Consider the following 20,395-nt stretch of genomic DNA (forward strand, 5'->3'; position numbering starts at 1 on the left):
TTCTCCTAACAAGTCGCCTGATTTCATGATGTTGGGGCTTGTGCGGCTATTTGCCGCAGGGCCCGCGATAATCGCAAAAATCACAGTGGCGTCCTTCCACCGGGAAGAAGCTCGGACATCCGACCAGATGGGCGGCCACGGCCCGAAGCAGGAGGGAGCACTGTTCCCGCACCGCTTCCAGACGTTCTTCCGGCGTCCATTTCTCGGGGAAGAGACAGCATTCCCTGCCGTCCTTGGCGAGCTGCACCCAGGCGGCATCATACGGGGACTCGCCCCGGTCGTCCAGGTACATCCGCAGGTAGGCGGGGAGCTGAATGCCGCGCGCGGAGCGTTGCAGGTCCGGGAGCAGCGCGCGGTCCGCCGGGTCGGCCAGGTCGATTCGCCGCCAGAGCTCGTCGTCGTCCCAGAACCCCCGGCGCGGGCGTTTCACCCCGCCGGTCTTGTAGTCGAGAATGACGACCCCTTCGGCTCGGCGGTCCACGCGGTCCAGCTGGCCTTTCAGGCGGATGGTCCTTCCGTCCAGGTCGATGCGGCCCTGGGCCGGGCGTTCCAGTTCGAGAATCCTGGTCTTGCCCTGGCTGGCGAGAAATTGGCGCAGGCGCAGGGTGCCCGCTTCCAGCAGCGCTCGGCGCGAATCCAGGGGCATGCGCGGGAAAAACGCGCTCTGCGACAGGCCCGTTTCAAAGAGACGCGCCAGCTCGGCGGCGTCCAGGCTCGAAACGTCCACCTCGCCGACCTGCGCGTCCAGATGGGGCAGAAGGAAATCCCGCAGGGCCTCGTGGACCACGGTTCCGAACTCGGCGCGGTCGCCGTCCTCGTCCATTTCCTCCAGAGGCCGCAGCGGCGTCATGTACTGATAGAAGAAGAGCTTGGGACAGAGCAGATACCGCTCCAGCTGCGACGGACTGAGACCCTTCTCGTCCAGCCGGGTTTCCAGCAGGGCCTGGAGCGCGGGCGTGCGGCGGATCTCCGCCAGCCCGTGGCGCACGGGATCGGAACGGAAGCGGATCGCCGTCAGGGGCGGTCCGTCTCCCGGCTCCACGAGCTTGCCCAGCTCCTTTTCCTTTTCCCAAAGCAGCTGCTCCACGTAGCGGGAGCGGACGCTCTTGCCTTCCAGCGCGCCGGGCTGCACGCCGCTTTGATAGAGCAGGACCGCCTGGCTCGATCCCATGATCAGCCGATGGAAGTTGTACGCGGAGACGTTGTCCCGCTCGCGAGCGTCCGGCAGGCCGAGCAGGTGGCGCAGCGGATCGGGCAGGAGCGGATCCACCGGACTGGAGCCGGGCAGACGTTCCTCCACCGCGTCGAGCACGAACAGGCGGCGGAAGCGCAGGAGCCGCGTTTCCAAAACGCCCATGACCTGAAGCCCGGTCAGGGGTTCGGCCTCGAAGGAGACGCGCTCCGCGCGGCAGATCTGGCGAAAGAGGGCGAAGAGCGTTCCGCTGCCCAGGGGCTCGCGGCTCAGGGCCGTGTCCAGCAGTTGCGGAATCACGCTCGTGAGCAGGCGGGCCAGGTATTCCGCGTCCGTGACGTAGGATTTCCAGAGATGTTTTCCGGCGCGCAGGAGCAGGCCTGCCAGCCGTTGCAGGGCCTCGGCCAGGTCGGCGAGCGTTTCGACCCGGCCGAAGCCGGTGAGGCAGGCGTCCAGAAGCTCGCGGCGCAGGGCTTCCACCGCTGCGGCCTCCGCTCCCTGAAGGCGGTCGAGGGGGGCTTCCCCGTACGGCGGAATCCATTGCGTCGGATCCTGCATGGGTTCGTCCGAGCGGATGGCGTTCTCCAGCCAGAAAAGCACCTGCCGCAGGCCGGGGCCTTTTGTCTCTCCTGCGCCGCCTTCCGCGCGGAGCATCTTCAGATAGGGATGCCGCACCAGCTCCACGAGATCTCGCCAGTAGTAGCGTCCCTGGGCATCGCGGTTTTCCCGGCAGCGCAGCACGGTTTCCACGAGCTGGTAGAGAGCGGTTCGTTCCAGGGGGTAGCCCATGGAGACGTTGACTTCCTTGTGCTCCGGAAGGTGGTGCAGCACGGGCAGAAGCGCGCCCTCGTCCGGGAGGACGATGGAGGTGTCCGCCGCGTCCGGGTCGCGGAGCAGTTCGGCGCGCAGCGCCGAGAGCTGGGAATGGAGGTCGAAGCCTTCCACGAAGGATATTTCCGGCGCGCGCTCGCGGGGGGGCTGCTCGCCGTGGAGTTCGGCGCGGGCGCTCCAATCCCGCAGCCAGGCGCGGTGTTCCGCCGTGCAGGGATGGGCCGGGCCGCCCAGGGCCAGCGCCGGATCGGAGTGCCAGAAGACATGCAGGCGGTCGCGCTCCCAGAGGGTGCGGAAAATGGCGTCTTCTGCGCCGGAAAGAGCGTAGAATCCCGCGCAGACCACTTCCCTCCGGTCACGCCCCCGGCGGTCGGTCAGGATTTCTTCCAGCGCCGCGTCCGCATTCCCGGCCAGGCGTTCCATGACCCGGCGGCAATCCAGTCCCGGAGTGGACCAGCCGCGTTCCTCCAGGCCGTGGAGATATTCGCGGTGGAAGGCGTCCAGATGTTCGAGCAGGGCGGCGGCCCAGTCGATGACCTCGCCTTCGAGGTGGCGCAGGTCGCCGGGCTCGATGCCCTGGCGCAGGAGTTCTTCGAGCAGGGAGGCCAGCCGCAGCCCCCAGGGCAGAAACCGTTCGCGCTCCAGGGGCAGCTCGGCCAGCAGGCCGCCTTGGTCCGAGCGAAGACGCACGGCGATGTCGTAGAGCAGGGCGGCCTGGTCCAGCTTGCGGGCGGGCTTGAGCGGTTTGGCTTCCAGCCCCCGGCGCAGCTTGGCGACGAGTTCTTCGAAGGAAAGCATCTCCGGCAGCATGCGCGGGCGGTCAAGGCCCGGCTCCGTGGCGAAGAAGCGCTTGAGATAGAGAGCTGGCCGTCGATGCGGGAAGACCACGCTGACGTTGCGGGGGTCGCGGTCCGCGAGGAACAGCCCGATCTCGCGGATGAAGTCTCCTCGCCAGTCCACGAGATGAAAGGTGCGGTTATTCTGCATGCTGGTGCCCCCCTCGCGGTGCGGATCGGGTCACCGCTTCGGTCTCGCGCAGGTCGAGGTAGACCAGCAGCCCGCGCACCGGAACCTGGGGTTCCCAGGCCGCGAGCATTTCCAGATAGGCCGCGAGCTGGATCGCATGGGCCGGGTCGCGCTGTCCGGTCTTGAATTCGAGAACCACTGTTTCGGCGGCCCCGAAGTGCACGAGATCGGGCCGCTTGATCCGAGTGGCGTCCTCGCCGTCTCCCGCGGCCACCATGTCCGGTTCGCGCAGCCCCTCGGCCAGGGCCGTGCGCAGCTCCGGCCTGGAGAGCGCCCAAAGCGCCATTTCGCGCACGTCCTTGAGCAGGGCTTCGCGCTCTTCCGGCGGGACGGCCGCCAGGATGGGGAACTGGAACTGCGCCTCTTCCGCCGCATGCCGGGCGGCGAGGGCGAGGGTCGTTTCGTCATCCCGGTCGTGAAGCCGCAGCAGCTCCATGGTCTTGTGGGCCACGTCGCCGCGCAGCCGGGCCGAAAGATCGGCCACTTCGCGCTCCATGTGGCGGTAGACGCGCAGCCGGGCCTGCCAGGAGGGCGGGCGCTCGTCCGCATCGCCCCCGACAGCGCCGTTGTCGGGATTGTCGGCGGGAGGAATGTCCTTGCCGGGCGCGGCCTCCGGCGACGCGCTCCCGCCGGGTTCCGCAACGTCTTGGCCTTCGGCGTCGGGCGGTCGTTGCGTGGGCTCGGCTCGCTCCGCAGCCGCGTCCGGTTCCGTGCCGTACTCGAAGATGTCCGTGTCTTCGGGGAGGGCCACGGCCAGCTCGATGGCGTCCGTGGCCGGGCTCTTCTGGCGGGGGCGCTCCTGCGGAAAATAGGCGTAGAGCTCTTCGCGCGCGCGGGTCCAGGTCACGTAGAGCAGGTGCAGGTCTTCCAGGGTCCGCCGCCGGAGTTCGGCCTGGTATTCCGGACCGAGGGCGGCGATCATGCGCGTGAGCATCCGCCGGCCGTAGAGGTCCACCTCGGCCAGGTCCGGGGACGCGGGCCAGGGCCAGTACAGGAACGGGGCGAAGACGACCGGATATTCAAGGCCTTTGGATTTGTGGATGGTCATGATCCGCACCGCGTCCACGTTTTCGGGCAGGGGGACTTTTTCCTCGCCGCTGCTCTGCTTCCAGAAATCGAGAAATGCGGAAAGAGAACCCATGCCGCGTTCGCCCGCCCTGTGGACCACCTCCTGGAAGCGGCGCACGTAGAGCTCCGCTCCGGGCGCGCGCTCCAAGACGCGGAAGAAAGACAGCATTTCGGCTACGAGGTCATAAGGCGTGAGCAGGCCGGATTTGCGGGCGAAGGGTTGAATCTGATCCTGCCAAAAATCCGGGAAGGCCCTGCGCAGGGCCTTCCAGAGCGGGAGCCGCACGGCCTCGCCGCTCAACCCGGCCAGCCATTCCTGCATGGCTTCCGGGCTGGGACCGATCCCTTCCGGGCGAAGCTCCGCGCCGAGCAGAAATTCGGCCAGGGAGAGCGCGTCGTCCGGCCTTTCCAGAAAATTGAGCAGGGCCACGAGCTGGCGCACCACGGGATGGCGGTCCAGTTGCAGGCTGTTCTCCGTGATGACGGGCACTCCGGCGGCCACGAGACGATCGCAGACCAGGGCGGCGTGGGCATGGGAGCGTACCAGCACGGCCACGTCCCCCCAGGGACGGCGCGGGCGCACGTTTTTCAGCAGCCGCTGGGTCATGGCTTCAAGAGCCTGCTGCTCCAGCTCCTCGCGGTCGTCCGCGCCGGGCAGGCGCTCCACGCGCACGTAGCCGCCGCGTTTCCTCGCTTCCATCTCGCCCGTGTCCGCGTTTACGGGCATGGACTGGTGCGCGTCGCGGAATTCGCCGGAAAGGGCGCGGGCCAGCGCGGCCACGTTCTCGGCCTCGGCATCGCGGCCCAGGCAGCGCGCAGCCAGCATGGCGTTGAGGTCTTCATCCGCCAGCCGCGTGAAGAAAAAATTGTTGAAGGCCACCACGCGGTCCAGGCTGCGCCAGTTGTGCGGCAGGAGGTCCGCTTCGTTGATCTCGGCCACTTCGGCAAGTCCCGGCTGGACGCGGATTTCGTCGAAGAGGCTCGCGTCGCCGCCTCTCCAGCCGTAGATGGCCTGCTTGATGTCGCCCACGTAGAAAAGGCTGCCGCCCTTGGCCAGACATTCCTCGGCCAGCGGAGTGACTGCGGCCCACTGGTCGCGGCTGGTGTCCTGAAATTCGTCCACGAGCAGGTGGTGCAGCCGCCCGCCCAGGCGGCAGAAAGCGTCTGGAGCGCCGCCGCCTTCCTCAAGCTGCCTGCGGACCATGCGCGGCAGGCCTAGTCCGAGGATTTGGCCCCGGTCGCGTTCGATGCGTTCCAGCTCTCCGGCGAGGCGCTCGGCCAGCAGCACGCAGGGCGCGAGTTTGTATGCCCCGCCGATGATGGCGTTTTCGCGCTGATAGCGGGCCAAGGTTTCCTTGAGCCGGAAGTAGAGAATGTCGTCCTCTTCGGCGACCAGAGGCTTGGAGGCTTTGAGCATCCCGTCCGCGAGGCTTTCCTTGCTTGCGTAGGCGCTGGAGGGCGGCTCGTGAAAAAGCTGCGTCGAACGGCATTTTCCCAGAAAATTCTGAAAGTTCTTGCTGCATTGGAGCTTTTTGGACTCGACACGTCTCTCCACGGCCTCGGCCGCGCGCTGGAACGAGCCGTGGGATTTGGTCAGCAGCTCGGCCAGCTCGTTCTGGTCCGTGCAGAATCCGCCTTCCGAAGCGCGCAGGTGGCGCATGATCTTGCGCAGTCGTTCGCGGATCTTGTCCGCCACCCAGAATCCCTCGGACTGTTCCTGGCGGAGCAGGGTTTCCAGGGCCTTTTCGAGCAGTTCCCGTTCCTGCGAGCCTTCTTCCAGGCAGGCCGCCTGGAAGCGCTCCAGCACCGCGTCGAAGAGTTCCTCGTCTTCGAAGACCAGTTCGAAGTCCGGGGGCACGCCCGCGTCCAGGGCGAACATGCGCAGCAGCAGGTTGAGCAGGCTGTCGATGGTCCGGATGTTCAGTTGCTGGTAGCGGCGCAGAATGCGCTCCAGCATTTCCTGGGCGCGCCTTGGGGACCAGTCCGCGCGCTGGCCGTCCTGGAGGTCCAGGGCCGTGCGCTTGAGCGAGCCCACGACGCGTTCCTTCATCTCTGCGGCGGCCTTGTTCGTGAAGGTCACGGCCAGGATTTCCGGCCAGGAATGCCCGGCGGGAGCCGCCCGGCGGCAGACGTAGCCCGGCTCTGTCTCGTTGGCTCCGCCCAGCAGGTCGAGAAAACGCCGGGTCAGGCTGAAGGTCTTGCCGGAGCCTGCCGAGGCCTTGAGCTGCTTCAGTTCGGAGCTCACGTCTCTTCTCCCCCGATCTGATCGGTCACGGTCCGGTCCGGGGACTGGGTCGAGCCGCCGCGCAGGCCGCCGCCCACCACCAGGAACACGGCGCCGATGATCAGCGCGCTGCCCGCATAGCCCCAGACGCCGAAACGTTCGGCAAAGAAAATATAGGCCAGCACCGCCGCCACCAGGGGCTCGAAGGTTGCCAGCACCGCCGCCCGCGTGGCTTCCAGGCGCTTCAGCCCAGCATAGTAGGCCGAGAAGGCGCCGTAGGACGTCACAGCGGCCAGGACGACCAGGAGCAGCCAGGCCGTGGGCGTCTTGTGGCTGAACTGCACGAAGGGCAGCAGCGTGAGCGCGCCCACGGGCATGGCATAGACGAAGATCGTGGGCGTGGCGTAGCGCGAAAGGTATTTCTTCCCGAAGATGTAATAGAGGGCGTAGGTGAATCCGGAAACGAGGCCGGCAGCCAGTCCGAAGGCGTCGAGCCGGATTCCGCCGCCGTCGCCGAAAAGCTGCGGCCCGAGGCTGATCAGGCTCACCCCCGCGATGGTCATGAACACGCAGGCCAGCTTGAGCGGGGTCAGCTGCTCGCGGAGCACCAGCCAGGAGAGCAGCGCGACCCAAGCCGGGGCCGTGTAGAGCAGCACCGCGGCCAGGGCCACGCCCGCCTCGCTGATGGCGACCTGATACGCGCCGTAGAACACGGAGATGCAGACCAGCCCGAAGAGCAGGAGAGGCATCGCGTCGCGCGGCGAAACCCGGACCTGCCGTTTGCGCGCGGCGTGGGCCAGGAAGAAGACCCAGCCGAACACGGCGCGCCAGAACGCCGTTTCCAGCGGGCCGACGCCCTCGGCGAAGATGAACGTGGAGATGAGTCCGATCAGCCCCCACATGAAGGCCGCCGCGAGGACGTACAGGCAACCGCGCAGGTTCACGAATGCTCCCTAGAGTTCCAGCTTGATGCCGAGGTTCTGTCGTACGGCCTTTTCGTGGATCAGGGCGGCGGTCATGATGTCGTGGCTGGCGATGCCCATGAGCACCGCGCCGCGCAGCCCCTCGCGGACGCCCTCGCGCAGGCCGGAGCAGATCTCGCCCATGTCCGCGTAGATGCCGCCGGCGTCGGGGTAGCCGTTCTGGAAGTAGCCGCCCTGGTTCTGGGTCCAGAGATACTGGTTGCGGTTGTCCACGGTGAAGTTTTCGGCAAAGACGTCCGCCTGGAACGCGGAGTCGTAGTCAACGGAAATGGCCAGGACGCTCTCCTTGAGCCAGTTGCGGGGAATGAAGCGTTCCGGGGCTTCCACGATGGGCGTGCAGGTCACGACCACGTCGGCTCCGGTGACGCAGGGCAGCACGTCCTTGCAGGGCACGAACTCCACGTCGGGCAGCTTGGCCTGCATCTCGGCGATGAAGCGCTCGGCCTGGGCCGGGAAAACGTCGAAGACCTGGGCGCGGTTCAGCTTGGGAAAGACCTCGGCCATGGCCAGGAGGTTGACCCGGCCCTGCACGCCGAGGCCGACCACGGATACGGTTTCCGAGTCCGGATCGCCGAAGTGGCGGGCATAGACTCCGGAGGCCGCTCCGGTGCGCCAGGCCGTGATCCAGGCCGCGTCCATGAGCGCCTTGACGATGCCGGTTTCGGGGTCGAGCAGGCAGAAGATGCCCGTGATGTAGGGCAGGCCTTTTTTCTGGTTGCGCGGGTATCCGGACACGCATTTCACGCCGCAGGCGTCGATGTCGCCGCCCACGTGGCAGGGCATGGCGTGGACGAAGCAGTCTTCGCGCGGGTGCACGCCGATCTTGGCGGGCATCTCGACCTCGTCCCGGCCCAGAGCCGCGAAACCGTTTTCCACCGCATCCATGACTTCGGGCATGGTGATGCCCAACGAGTCGATTTCTTTCATCGAAAGCCAGAGAACCTCGAAGCTCATGCGTCACCTCCGTTTGGCGTTTCGGTCGGAACCCCGGCAAGGCGCGGCCCGTCCTTGGCACGATGCGGAAAACGTCCGTTAAAGGGTTTCAGTAATAGGCCTTTTGCCGCAGCGCGTAAAGCCTTCTTGCATGCGCGGGCCAGGGGCGTTACCAAAACGGGATGAAGAAAAGCACCCTGATATCCGGCGCACGAGCCGGGCAACGGCTGGATCGCGCCCTGGAGGAACTGCTGCCAGAATCGGGATTGCGGGCGCGGCGTCGGATGATCGAATCCGGCCGGGTCTTGCTGGATGGAACGGCGTTCGGCCCGGCCTGCAAGGTGCGGCTGGGGCAACGCCTCGAAGTGCTTGAGATCGGCCCGGATCGCGGCGACGCGCCGCAAGAGAAACGCATTGTCCTGGTGGCGCGGCAGGGAGATTTCGCCGCCGTGCGCAAGCCCGCGGGGCTGCATTCCGCCGCCCTGGCAGGGGGAGGGGGAGCCAGCGCCGAGGAGCAGCTTCCGGGAATTTTTGCGGGAGAGGCGCCCCTGCTGCTGAACCGTCTGGACCAGGGCACGTCGGGACTGCTGCTGGTGGGACTCGCGCCGGACGCCGAGGCGCGCTTTCGGGCGCTGGAGGCCGAAGGCCGTGTGGAAAAGGAATACCGGGCCGTGGCCCTGGGAGAGGTCGAAGGCGCGGTGCTGAAAAACCGGCTGGACACGGCGGACCGCAAGCGCACTCGCGTGCTGCGGGAAACGGACCCGGACCCGGCCCGGTGGACCAGGGTGGAGCCGCTGGGCGGTTTCGGACGTGCGCCGAAAACAGGGGAGGCGGCTGCGGGGGCGGAACTCACGCTGCTGCGGGTCGTGATCCGCAGGGGCGCGCGGCACCAGATCCGCGCACATCTCGCTGGGATCGGGCATCCTCTGCTGGGCGACGCGCTCTACGGCGGTCCTGCGGCGGGCAGACTGCATCTGCACCACCGGCGCATGCGCTTCGAGGACGGGCAGGGCGTGTTCGAGGCGGTTTTCGAGCCGGACTGGTAAAGCGAAAAGCGGGCCGAGGCCCGCTTTTTCATTTGCCTGCCCGCAAGGGGCCGAAAGAGCGCGAATGCTTCGGATCAGGTGTCCACGAGTCCGTTTTCCTTGGGATCCACATACAGATAGCGTTTGATCTTCTGGGTCGGAGTCTTCTCGAACGGTTCGGGATGCTCGATGATCTTGATGATCCTGGCGAAGGAGGAAACCATGCCGTTGACCTCCTGACGCAGGGCCTCCAGCCGTTCCTGGAGCTTGTCGCGGACTTCGGACTCGATCATCTTCTGGAAGCCGTGGAGCTTGTCGAGCAGCTCGTAGTCGAGGTGCACGCGGGCCGTGAGCTTGCCCTCGTGGCTGTAGACGAGTGATTCCAGGACGTATTCCTTCTCGTTCAGCAGCGCCTCGATTTCCTCGGGGTAGATGTTTTCCCCGCTGGCGCCGATGACCACGTTCTTGCAGCGGCCCTTGATGTAGAGGAAGCCGTCCTTGTCCTGGATGCCGAGGTCGCCGGTCTTGAGCCAGCCGTCCCGAAAGACTTCCCTGGTCAGGTGCGGAGCCTTGAAGTAGCCCTGCATGACGACGGGGCCGCGGACCAGGATTTCTCCCTCCCCGGTTTCCGGGTGGGGGTTGATGATTTTGATCTCCACGCCGGGGATGGGATAGCCGCAGGCGCGGAAGCGCACTTCCCTGGGGTCCGCGCCTGTGACCATGGGGGCCGTCTCGGTCATGCCGTAGCCCACGGAATAGGGAAAGCCGCCGTTGAAGAGAAAGCGCTCCACTTCGGGCGAAAGAGGCGCGCCGCCGATGCACATGCACCGGATGGCTCCGCCGAAGCTGTTGATCAGCTTTTTGCAGGCCATGCGGTGCAGGGCCTTTTCCGTGGTTTTGAATTTGGTCAGCCCGCGCATGAGGCTGCTGGAGCGCAGTTTGGGCTGGATCTTGTTCTTGAAGATCTTTTCGATGATCAGCGGCACCACGAGCAGGAACGTGGGCTTGACCTTTTCCAGCGCGGGCAGGAGCGTGCGCGGGGTCGGCGGCTTTTGCAGGTAGTGCACGCTCGCGCCGTAGAAGAGGGGAATGACCAGTCCGAGGGTGCACTCGTAGGTGTGGGCCAGGGGCAGCACGGAAACCATGCGCTCTTCCGGGGTGAACTCCACGAGGTCCGCCGTGGTCTGGGCGTCGTAGACGATGTTCTTGTGCGAGAGCATCACGCCCTTGGAGTGGCCCGTGGTGCCCGACGTATAAATGATGGAAGCGAGGTCGTCCTCGTCGATGTCGGGCTGCCTGCGGTCGAGCCGTTCCATGGCGTACTGGCGCAGGCGGTCGAGCTGGGCCCGGCCCGCGCGCACCTTCTCGCGGATGCGTTCGCGCACGTCCGTGCCCTGAAAGACATGCAGATCCTCCATCCGAATGACCGATTCGAGATCCGGGAATTCCACGTCTTCGAGCTTGCCCATGAGCTTCTCGGACACGAAGATGGCCTTGGCCTCGCTGTGCAGGAGAATGTGCTGCACGGCGCTGTCGTGGAAGTCCGGCAGGATGGGCACGACCACCGCGCCCATGGTGGTCACCGCGAAATAGGCCACGCCCCAGTTGGGCATGTTCGTGCTCAGGATGGCCACGCGGTCGCCGGGGCGGACGCCGCGCTGGTGGAGCAGTCCGGAAAGCGCCCGGACCTGCTCGGCGAACTCGCCGTAGGTCATGGGCTCGCCGTCCACGAACGACAAGGCGGGACGGTCGGTGAACAAGCGCTCACTCCGGTCCAGAACCGCCTTCAAGGTCAGCTTGTCGAGTGCTTCCATCTGGTCGGTCCTCATGGGGTCAGGAGAGCAGGGCCTTTGCGAAGTCGCGTCCGTCAAAGGGACGAAGATCTTCCATCTTTTCGCCCAGTCCCACATAGGTGATCGGAACGTTGAACTGGAGCGCCACAGCCACGACGACGCCGCCCTTGGCCGTGCCGTCCAGTTTCGTCAGGATCAATTCGTCCACGCCCACGGCCTCGTGAAAGAGCTTGGTCTGGGAGAGGGCGTTCTGGCCCGTGGTCGCGTCGATGACGAGCACGCTGCGGTGCGGCGCGCCGGGGTGCTTCTTGCCGACCACCCGTTTGATCTTTTCCAGCTCTTCCATGAGGTTCGCCTTGGTATGCAGGCGGCCCGCAGTGTCCAGCAAGAGCAGATCATACCCGCCGGCCAGGGCCATGTCCATGGCCTCGAAGGCCACGGCGGCCGGGTCGGAATTGGCGGCCTTGGCGAAAAATCCGGCGCCCACGCGATTCGCCCAGACTTCCAGCTGCTCGATGGCCGCGGCCCGGAAGGTGTCTCCCGCGGCGATGAGCACCTTCTTGCCCTGCATCTGGGCGCGGTGGGCCAGTTTGGCGATGGTCGTGGTCTTGCCCACGCCGTTCACGCCGATCATCATGACCACTTCGGGCGGGTTCACGGCCTGGATGCGCTTGGGAGCCTTGAAGATCGACTCCAGTTCGGCCTTGAGCAGGTCGCGGAACCTGTCCGTTTCCTTGACGCCTTCCTTGCGGGCGCGGCTCTTGAGATTTTCCATGAGCATCTGGGCGGCCTCGAAGCCCACGTCCGCCATGATCAGGATTTCCTCAAGCTCTTCCCAGAAGGCTTCGTCCATCTCGCCGTGCCCGGCGATCAGGGAGTCGATGCGCTTGGTGATCTGTTCCTTGGTCTTGGAGATGCCTTCGGAGAGCTTCAGGAAGAGACGGTCGCGCTCGTCTTCCTCGTCTTCCAGATCCAGGGCCAGGGCCAGGCGGTATTGCAGCTCGGAGCGGAAGTCCCGGAGCTTGACGTAGCCCATGCCCTCAAGCCAGGCGTTGAAGCGGGAGACGAATTCCTCCGCTTCCTGCGTCGGCGCGTCCAGGGCCTCGAAGAGAAAGAGCAGGCGTTCGTCAAGAACCGGACCTCTTTCCTCCACTCCCTGGACAATGGCGTCGAGCCATTGCGAGAGCCGGGGCTCTGCCTGGCGCAGGGCCAGGGTCAGCTCTTCGCGCCATTTGCCGTCGTCCTCGGGGCGAGGGGGCTCGGCGGCCGGCTGCCGTTGTCCGGCCGGGGCGCCGTCTCCCTGCCAGATTTGCTTCAGTTTCGAAAAAAAGCCCATGCGCTCTCCTTGCGTCGGACCGAAGTCCTGTAAATGAGTCGGGGTGGTTGTAGCCCAGGTGCGTCCGCTGCGCAAGATTGTTGCCATTTCGATTCAGCGGCGATACAACCCCGCGCATGAAGCGAGTTAAAATTGTTGACGTCCTGGCTGCGGACGCGGTCCTGGGCGAAATCGTCGTCAAAGGCTGGGTCCGCACGAAGCGCGACTCCAAGGGCTTCTCCTTTCTCGAAATCAATGACGGATCCTGCCTGAACAACGTGCAGGCCGTCATCGACCATACCCCCGAGATCGTGGCGGAGCTGGAAAAAATCAATACCGGGGCTGCGGTCGCCGTTTCTGGAGAAATGGTTGAAAGTCCCGGCAAGGGCCAGAAATGGGAAGTCCGGGCCAAAACCGTCCGGATGGTCGGCTTTGCCGACGCCGAGGCCTTTCCGCTCCAGAAGAAACGGCATTCCGACGAGTTCCTGCGTTCCATCGCCCACCTGCGGCCGCGCACGAACAAGTTCGGCGCTATGTTCCGCATTCGTTCGGAGGCGGCGCAGGCGATCCACGAGTTCTACCGCGAGCGGGGCTTCCGGTACGTGCACACCCCGATCCTGACCGGATCGGACTGCGAGGGCGCGGGCGAGATGTTCCGCGTGACCACGCTGGAGCCGGGCGCGAAAAGCATCGAAGAGGATTTCTTCGGCAAGCAGGCCGCCCTGACCGTCTCCGGGCAGCTCGAGGCCGAGCTGATGGCCCTGGCCCTGGGCGACGTGTACACCTTCGGCCCCACCTTCCGCGCCGAGAATTCGAACACCCCGCGCCACGTGGCCGAGTTCTGGATGATCGAGCCTGAAATGGCCTTTGCCGATCTTGAGGACGACATGGAACTGGCCGAGGCCATGACCAAGGGCGTGATCCGCAAGGTGCTGGAAAAATGCGCGGACGACGTGGACCTCTTCGCCAAGTGGGTGGACAAGGAGCTCATGTCCACGCTGACCACCATTCTGGACCACGATTTCGTGCGCCTGCCGTATAAGGAAGCGGTCGCGATTCTCCAGAAATGCGGCAAGGATTTCGAGTATCCCGTCACCTTCGGCACGGACCTCCAGACCGAGCACGAGCGCTACCTCTCCGAGGAGAAATTCAAGCGCCCCGTCATCGTCTACAATTATCCGCGCTCCATCAAGCCGTTCTACATGCGCTGCAACGACGACAACGAAACCGTGGCCGCCATGGACGTGCTCGTGCCGCGCATCGGCGAGCTGATCGGCGGCTCCCAGCGCGAGGAGCGCCTGGACGTGCTCGAGGCGCGCATGGACGAGATGGACCTGAACAAGGAAGACTACTGGTGGTATCTGGATACCCGCCGTTTCGGCTCCGCGCCGCACGCGGGCTTCGGCATGGGCTTCGAGCGGCTGCTCATGCTCATCACCGGCATCACCAACATCCGTGACGTGATTCCCTTCCCGCGCACGCCGAGACATCTCGAATTTTAGGCGCTTTTCCCGATGAAATAACGCAAGGCCCGGTCATCCGGGCCTTTTTCGTTTCCGCGTTCTGCGCCTTTCGCGGGGAGGGGGCGCGGGGTTTCCGCGTTGGGGAGCGGGATGTCCGCCCGCCGGAGCGGTCCTTTTTCATTTCAGGGCGATGAACACGTCCGTGATCAGTTCTTCCGGCGGCGTGTCGCCGGGGGTGTTCCGATAGACCTCGATGGATGCCGATTCGCGCAGCTCGCGGCCCGACTGCGGCAGCCAGCCGCCCACGAAGCGGTTGTAGAGATCCTGAAGCCCCTCATAGGGACCGACGAGGCGGCTGACCGCCCAATCGCCGCCGAAGACCTCCTGGATGCCCACCGGACCTTCGGCCTCCACGTGGTCCGGCACCGTCAGGCAGGCGTCGTAGCGGATTTTTTCCGGGGCGGTGATCTGCGGATCGTCGTGGCAGACGCCCAGGAAGAGGGTGTCCGGCCCGAAGAGGCCTTTGGCTCCGGCCCAGCCGCAAAGCGCCTCCCAGACTTTTTCCACTCCGAAGTACGGCCCCACGCGGCGCATATAGGCTACGCGCCGGGGCGGCATGGTCACGATTTCCACGTTCATCGGCAAACTCCTTGTTCGGATGTTCAGGCCGGGACGATCGCCGTCCGGCAGGTAGTGCACGCCCGAAGGGGATTCCGGGTAGAGCCGCTTGCGGGAGTCCCGGCGATATTCGGACGGAGGCGCGCCGAACATGCGCCGGAAGCTGCGCGAATATGCTTCCGGCGTTTCGTAGCCCGCGTCCAGGGCGATGCGCGTCACGCTTTGTTCCGAAACGAGCAGCATCAGGGCCGAGCGTTCCAGCCGCAGCCGCCGGACATGCTCGCCCAGGGATTCGCCGAGCATTCCCTTGAAGAAACGGTGAAAGTGCGCCGATGAAAAACAGGCCAGCCGGGCCAGTTCTTCCACATTGATCTCCCGGTCCAGGTTGTCCTGGATGTGTCGGAGCACTTTCAGAATCCGTTCCTGGTAGCTGCTTTCCGTGCTTTCGCGCATGCGTCTTCCTCCTTGCGTGCCGAACTTCTAGAACATCTTCGCTGAGGTCGCCTGACCGTTTTTAGCATTTTCGCCTCCGCCGCGGCCAGTGGCGGGTCGGTTGACAATTGCGGCGGGATGAGCCTAACAATCAAACTGTCTGACAATTAAACATGTGGTCCGCGCCGGTGCGGGCAGCAAGGAGAGCGCATGGCGCTGAACGTCGTGAAATTGAAGAACAACCGCATGTATCAGCATGTGGTCTCCCAGGTCGAGGAGGCCTTGGTCCGGGGCGAACTGCGTCCCGGCGACGCGCTGCCTTCCGAAATGAAGCTGGCAGAGATGTTCGAGACGAGCCGGGGCACGGTGCGTGAGGCGCTGCGCGTTCTGGAGGAGAAGGGGCTGGTGGACATCCGCGTGGGCGTGGGCGGCGGAGCCGTTGTCCGCGAGCCGGACATGGACAAGATCGGCGAGCGCCTGGACCTGCTCGTGCGGCTCGGCCGGGTCGGCTACGACCATATGGGCGAGTTCCGCGAGTCCGTGGAAGGAATCGTCGCGGCGCTGGCCGCCGAGCGTGTCGACGCGGGCAAGGCCGCTTTGCTTCGCGCCAAGGTTGCCGAGGCCCGCGCCGCTCTCGACGGCGGCGACGCCGAGGGATTTCTGCGCGGCGATGTTGCCGTTCACCTGGCCATCGCCGAAACGGCCGAAAACCCGCTTTTTCTGGCCGTGCTGCGCATGGTCCACGAAAACATTCTCGGCGCTTTCGAGCAGTTCAGCCTCAGCGGGAGCGAGACTCTGGAAGAAAACTGTCGCGACCTGGAGGGCCTCGTGGAGGCCGTTGTCCAGGGCCGGGGGGAGGACGCCGCCCGCAAGGCGCGCGAGCACGTCCGCAAATACAACACGACCATGAAGGCGCAGCACGAGCAGCGCGAGGAAAGGAGGAATCAGAAATGAAGCCGCAGGATTACATCGCTCTGGAAAACGAGTACGGAGCGCACAACTACAAGCCGCTGGACGTGGTCCTGAACCGGGGCGAGGGCGTCTGGGTCTGGGACGTGGACGGCAATCGCTACATGGACTGCCTTTCCGCATATTCCGCGGTGAACCAGGGGCACTGCCATCCGCGCATTCTGGAGGCCATGCGCGAGCAGGCCGGAAAGTTGACCCTGACTTCGCGGGCCTTCCGCAACGACCAGCTCGGCCCCTTCTACAACGAGCTGTGCGCCCTGACCAATTCGCACAAGGTGCTGCCCATGAACTCCGGGGCCGAGGCCGTGGAGACCGCCATCAAGGCCGTGCGCAAATGGGGCTACCTGGAGAAGGGCGTGCCCGAAGACAAGGCCGAGATCATCGTCTGCCGCGACAATTTCCACGGCAGGACCATCTCCATCATCAGCTTCAGCACGGACCCGACCTCCACGTCGGGATTCGGGCCGTTCACGCCGGGCTTCAAGGTCGTGCCTTTCGGCGATGCCGATGCCTTCGAGGCGGCCATCACCGAAAATACCGTGGCTCTCCTGGTGGAACCCATCCAGGGCGAAGCCGGGGTCATCATCCCGCCGGGCGGATACCTGCGCCGGGTGCGCGAGATCTGCGACGAGCGCGGCATCCAGCTGATCCTGGATGAGATCCAGACCGGGCTGGGCCGCACGGGCAAGCTCCTGGCCGAGGAGCACGAGGGCATCGAGGCGGACATCACGCTCATCGGCAAGGCCCTTTCCGGCGGCTTCTATCCCGTGTCCGCAGTGCTTTCCAATACCGAGGTGCTCGGCGTGCTGCGTCCGGGCGAGCACGGTTCCACCTTCGGCGGCAATCCCCTGGCCTGCGCCGTGGCCCGCACGGCGTTGAAGGTGCTCGTGGAGGAAAAGCTGGTGGAGAACGCCGAGAAGATGGGCGAACGCTTCATGGCCGGGCTTCGGTCCATGGAGAATCCGCTCATCCGCGAGGTGCGCGGGCGCGGCCTGCTCATCGGCGTGGAGTTCAAGCCCGAGGCGGGCGGCGCGCGTCAATATTGCCTGAAGCTCAAGGACGCGGGCCTGCTCTGCAAGGAGACGCACGACAACATCATCCGCTTCGCCCCTCCGCTGGTGATTACGCCGGAACAGGTGGACTGGGCCTTGGAGCGCATCGTCCCCATTCTCAGCAAATAGAAACCAGGGGCGGCCCGGAAGGATCCGAGGCCGCCCGTTTCGGAACGCAAGGGAGAAGAAGGCAATGGTCGAGAACGTCATCGTCATGGGCGCCGCCGGGCGCGATTTCCATAATTTCAACGTCTATTTCCGTGGCAACGAGCGCTACAACGTGGTTTGCTTCACCGCCACCCAGATACCCAACATCGACGGGCGCAAATATCCCGCGCAACTCGCCGGACCGAAATATCCGGACGGAATACCCATTTATCCGGATGCCCGTCTGGCGGATCTCATCCGGGAGCACAAGGTCGATCTGGTGGTTTTCTCCTATTCGGACATCCCCCACGTGGAGGTCATGCACAAGGCGTCCATCGCCACGGCCTGCGGCGCGGACTTCATGATCGCGGGCGCGCCCTACACCATGCTGGAGTCCAGCAAGCCCGTGGTCTCCGTCTGCGCGGTGCGCACCGGCTGCGGCAAGTCCCAGACCAGCCGCGAGGTCATGCGCGTGCTCCAGGGCATGGACAAGCGCGTTGTGGCCGTGCGCCATCCCATGCCCTACGGCGATCTCGTCAAGCAGGAGGTCCAGCGTTTCGCCGAGCTGAAGGACATGGACCTGCACGAATGCACCATCGAGGAGCGCGAAGAATACGAACCCGTGGTGCGCATGGGCGCCGTGATCTATGCGGGAGTGGACTACGAAAAGATCCTGCGCCGCGCCGAAGCCGAGGCGGACGTCGTTGTCTGGGACGGCGGCAACAACGACACGCCGTTCTACAAGCCGGACGTGAACATCGTGGTCTTCGACCCCCACCGGGCCGGGCACGAGCTGACCTACCATCCGGGCGAGACGAACATGCGCCTGTGCGACGTGGCCGTGATCAACAAGGTGGACAGCGCGGACCCGGCCAAGGTCGAGCAGGTCCGCCGGACCATCGCCGAATGCAACCCCGAAGCCGAGATCATTCTGGCCGAGTCCGAAGTGCTTGTGGACGATGCCGCGCTGATCAAGGGCAAGCGCGTGCTCGTGGTCGAAGACGGACCGACCCTGACCCACGGCGAAATGAAGTACGGGGCGGGCGTCATCGCCGCGCAGCGGGGCAATGCCGCGGAGATCGTGGACCCGCGCCCGTTCCTCAAGGGCTCTCTCGCGGAAACCTTCAAGAAGTATCCGGACATCGGCAAGGTGCTCCCGGCCATGGGGTATTCTCCGGCGCAGGTTCGCGACCTGGAGGCGACCATCAACGCTTGCGAATGCGACGCCGTGGTTTCGGCCACGCCCATCGACATTACGGAGCTGCTAACCGTCAACAAGCCCCTGGCGCGCGTTTCCTACGAATATAAGGATCACGGCGAACCGACTCTGGCCCAGGCGCTGAAGCGCCGGCTCGGAAGCTGAGCAGGCCCATGACACCCCGGAACAAGCCCATTCTCCTCGTCGCCCTGGGCGGCAACGCGCTGATCAGAAAGGGCCAGGAAGGCTCCATTCGCCAGCAGTTCGAGAACCTTCGCCTGCCCATGCGGCAGATCGCCGGTCTGTCCCTGGACTGGCGGGTGATCATCACCCACGGCAACGGTCCGCAGGTGGGCGATCTGCTGCTGCAGCAGGAGTGCTGCGACAAGGTTCCCAAGCTGCCGCTGGAGATATTGGTCGCGCAGACCGAAGGGCAGATCGGCTACATGATCGAATCCACCCTGGACCAGGCGCTCTCGGAATTGAACGTCGCGTATCGCCCCTTGGTGAGCATGCTCACGTATGTTGTGGTTGACCGCGATGATCCGGCCCTGCGGGAGCCGACCAAGCCCATCGGCCCCGTGCTGGCTCCTCCGGAGGCGGCCGAGCCTGTGGCGGGCTATCCCGTGCGGAACACGGCCAAAGGCTGGCGGCGCGTGGTGGGCTCTCCGGAACCCGTGACCATTGTGGAGCGGCGTGAGATCGGCCAGCTCGTGGACCTGGATTTCATCGTGATCTGTTGCGGAGGCGGGGGAATACCCGTGATCCGCGAGGGACGCGGGTTCAACGGCGTGGACGCGGTCATCGACAAGGATCTGGCCAGCTCGCTGCTCGCCCGCGAGGTGGGCGCGGACCTGCTGGTCATGGCCACGGACGTAGAAGGAGCCATGATCCATTACGGCAAGCCGGAACAGCAAGTGCTTGGCGAAATCACGATCCACGAGCTGTCGAAGCGCATGGAGGAGGGGCATTTCCCTGCGGGAAGCATGCTGCCCAAGGTTCGCGCCGGGCGGCGTTTCGCCTTGGCCACGGGCAAGACCGCGGTGATCTGTTCCATAGAGAACATCGAGGAGGCGGTTTCCGGGCGAGCCGGAACGCGCATCGTCACGGGCTAGGCGGCGTGCCGCCCCGTGCTCTGCGCTCAAGGCAGCTTCAGGGCCATGGGCGTGAAGCGGATGCCGTTATGGAGCTGCTCCTGATCCGTGGGCAGAAATCCGAAGCGGAGATAGGCGCCCACGGCATTGGGCGAAGCGTTCACCGTGATCTGGGCCAGGCTGGGATTCACCTGCCGGCAGAGGTCGGCGCAGGTCCGGACCAGCAGCCTGCCGATGCCGGAGCAGCGGCGATCGTCGCGTACGAAGAGCATGCAGATATGGTTGTGGTCGCGGACTTCGGCGACCCCGGCCAAGTCGTCGCCAATCCGGGCCGCCAGAAAGACGTGGCCCTGGTTGCGGCGTTCCTGCGCGCTTTCATCGGTGGTAAAGGAGCTGAATTCCTGTATTCCGGCAGGGGAGAATTCCGGGGCCACATGCCGCTGAAAGACCTCCCGGACGAGACGCATGGCCTGGGGCAGGTCTTCCGGGGGGAGCGGTCGGATCATGGGTTCGTTCATGCGCTACTCCTTGGGTGTGAGCCTGGATACGGTAGAAGCCGTCCGGCTCGAATGCAAGAGGTGTAGATAGGCAGGCGATTCGGAGATAGGCGGGCGAGCGGAGCGGTACGGAATGGATTTGCAGCTCGCAGGGGCGGAGAGTGACGCCGAGGGATGAAAAAAAAGTTTTCAGTATTATCCTGCGATTTCAGTGTGTTGTGCAAAAATTGTGTTTGAGCAGTAAAAAACCGCTTGACCGGCGGGAGCGGATTGCATAGACACACCCCTCGCCGCTGATGCGGAGCGAAACGGAGTCCTTGGAGCGAAAGCTCCGAGAAAAAAGATGCAGAAAGCGCTTGACTCCGGACGGACGGAAGCCTAAACAGCTCGTCCGCCGCAAAAGTGGGGGAGTTTGGGAGTCTTCGGAGCGGATGCTTCGAAAAAAAAGTGCAGAAAGCGCTTGACTCCGAAAAGGCGAAAGCCTAGAAAGCTCCTCCGCTGCACGCGAAAGGGTTTTCGGAGTCTCGGAGCAAAC

Annotated in this window: 14 protein-coding genes; 6 read left to right on the top strand and 8 right to left on the bottom strand. The window is 65.0% G+C overall.

Annotation, left to right across the window (positions count from 1 at the left end; all coding sequences use genetic code 11):
• Nucleotides 1-46: 46 nt before the first annotated feature.
• The 4 genes from G452_RS0104505 to G452_RS0104520 are packed head-to-tail and all read right to left on the bottom strand — an operon-like array spanning nt 47 to nt 8,278.
• The gene (locus tag G452_RS0104505; protein WP_022661069.1) at nt 47-3,010 is read right to left on the bottom strand and encodes a PD-(D/E)XK nuclease family protein; all 2,964 of its coding nucleotides are present in this window, start codon (nt 3,008-3,010) and stop codon (nt 47-49) included.
• Nucleotides 3,000-6,362, bottom strand: a complete 3,363-nt coding sequence (locus G452_RS18030) for a UvrD-helicase domain-containing protein (RefSeq protein WP_022661070.1) — start codon at nt 6,360-6,362, stop codon at nt 3,000-3,002. The genes G452_RS0104505 and G452_RS18030 overlap by 11 nt, the downstream gene beginning before the upstream one ends.
• The gene (locus G452_RS18035) at nt 6,359-7,285 is read right to left on the bottom strand and encodes a DMT family transporter (protein WP_022661071.1); all 927 of its coding nucleotides are present in this window, start codon (nt 7,283-7,285) and stop codon (nt 6,359-6,361) included. The genes G452_RS18030 and G452_RS18035 overlap by 4 nt, the downstream gene beginning before the upstream one ends.
• A 9-nt stretch (nt 7,286-7,294) precedes the next feature.
• Nucleotides 7,295-8,278 carry an ornithine cyclodeaminase family protein gene (locus G452_RS0104520; protein ID WP_022661072.1) on the bottom strand — a complete coding sequence of 328 codons (984 nt, stop codon included), beginning with the start codon at nt 8,276-8,278 and terminating at the stop codon, nt 7,295-7,297.
• Between the two features lie 161 nt (nt 8,279-8,439).
• Here G452_RS0104520 and G452_RS18040 point away from each other — a divergent pair, with 161 nt between their 5' ends.
• Nucleotides 8,440-9,303, top strand: a complete 864-nt coding sequence (locus G452_RS18040; protein WP_022661073.1) for a pseudouridine synthase — start codon at nt 8,440-8,442, stop codon at nt 9,301-9,303.
• 74 nt (nt 9,304-9,377) lie between these two features.
• Here the strand turns inward: G452_RS18040 and G452_RS0104530 are convergent, their stop codons facing one another.
• Both G452_RS0104530 and ftsY read right to left on the bottom strand, forming a co-directional pair.
• Entirely contained in the window at nt 9,378-11,096 is a 1,719-nt protein-coding gene (locus G452_RS0104530) for an AMP-binding protein (RefSeq protein ID WP_022661074.1), read from the bottom strand.
• Nucleotides 11,097-11,115: 19 nt separating this feature from the next.
• Nucleotides 11,116-12,411: a signal recognition particle-docking protein FtsY gene (gene ftsY / locus G452_RS0104535; protein ID WP_022661075.1), complete on the bottom strand. Its 1,296-nt coding sequence runs from the start codon at nt 12,409-12,411 to the stop codon at nt 11,116-11,118.
• 116 nt (nt 12,412-12,527) lie between these two features.
• Here ftsY and asnS point away from each other — a divergent pair, with 116 nt between their 5' ends.
• Nucleotides 12,528-13,892: an asparagine--tRNA ligase gene (asnS, locus tag G452_RS0104540; protein ID WP_022661076.1), complete on the top strand. Its 1,365-nt coding sequence runs from the start codon at nt 12,528-12,530 to the stop codon at nt 13,890-13,892.
• A 138-nt stretch (nt 13,893-14,030) separates the two neighbouring features.
• On the opposite strand, the gene G452_RS0104545 is transcribed toward asnS, so the two are convergent.
• Entirely contained in the window at nt 14,031-14,924 is an 894-nt protein-coding gene (locus tag G452_RS0104545) for an AraC family transcriptional regulator (RefSeq protein ID WP_022661077.1), read from the bottom strand.
• A gap of 189 nt (nt 14,925-15,113) precedes the next feature.
• On the opposite strand from G452_RS0104545, the gene G452_RS0104550 reads away from it, so the two are divergent.
• The 4 genes from G452_RS0104550 to G452_RS0104565 all read left to right on the top strand — a co-directional run bounded on the left by G452_RS0104550 (nt 15,114) and on the right by G452_RS0104565 (nt 19,384).
• Entirely contained in the window at nt 15,114-15,857 is a 744-nt protein-coding gene (locus G452_RS0104550; protein WP_022661078.1) for a FadR/GntR family transcriptional regulator, read from the top strand.
• Entirely contained in the window at nt 15,854-17,053 is a 1,200-nt protein-coding gene (gene rocD / locus G452_RS0104555; protein WP_022661079.1) for an ornithine--oxo-acid transaminase, read from the top strand. Before G452_RS0104550 ends, rocD begins: the two co-directional genes overlap by 4 nt.
• Before the next feature lie 64 nt (nt 17,054-17,117).
• On the top strand, nt 17,118-18,434 hold the full coding sequence (locus G452_RS0104560) for a cyclic 2,3-diphosphoglycerate synthase (RefSeq protein ID WP_022661080.1): 1,317 nt from the start codon (nt 17,118-17,120) through the stop codon (nt 18,432-18,434).
• Nucleotides 18,435-18,442: 8 nt separating this feature from the next.
• Nucleotides 18,443-19,384, top strand: a complete 942-nt coding sequence (locus G452_RS0104565; RefSeq protein ID WP_022661081.1) for a carbamate kinase — start codon at nt 18,443-18,445, stop codon at nt 19,382-19,384.
• 26 nt (nt 19,385-19,410) lie between these two features.
• Here G452_RS0104565 and G452_RS0104570 read toward each other — a convergent pair whose 3' ends face one another.
• Nucleotides 19,411-19,881, bottom strand: coding sequence for a GNAT family N-acetyltransferase (locus G452_RS0104570; RefSeq protein ID WP_022661082.1), 471 nt, complete (start codon nt 19,879-19,881; stop codon nt 19,411-19,413).
• Nucleotides 19,882-20,395: the final 514 nt, after the last annotated feature.

Source organism: Paucidesulfovibrio longus DSM 6739, assembly GCF_000420485.1.
Taxonomy (GTDB): Bacteria; Desulfobacterota; Desulfovibrionia; order Desulfovibrionales; family Desulfovibrionaceae; genus Paucidesulfovibrio; species Paucidesulfovibrio longus.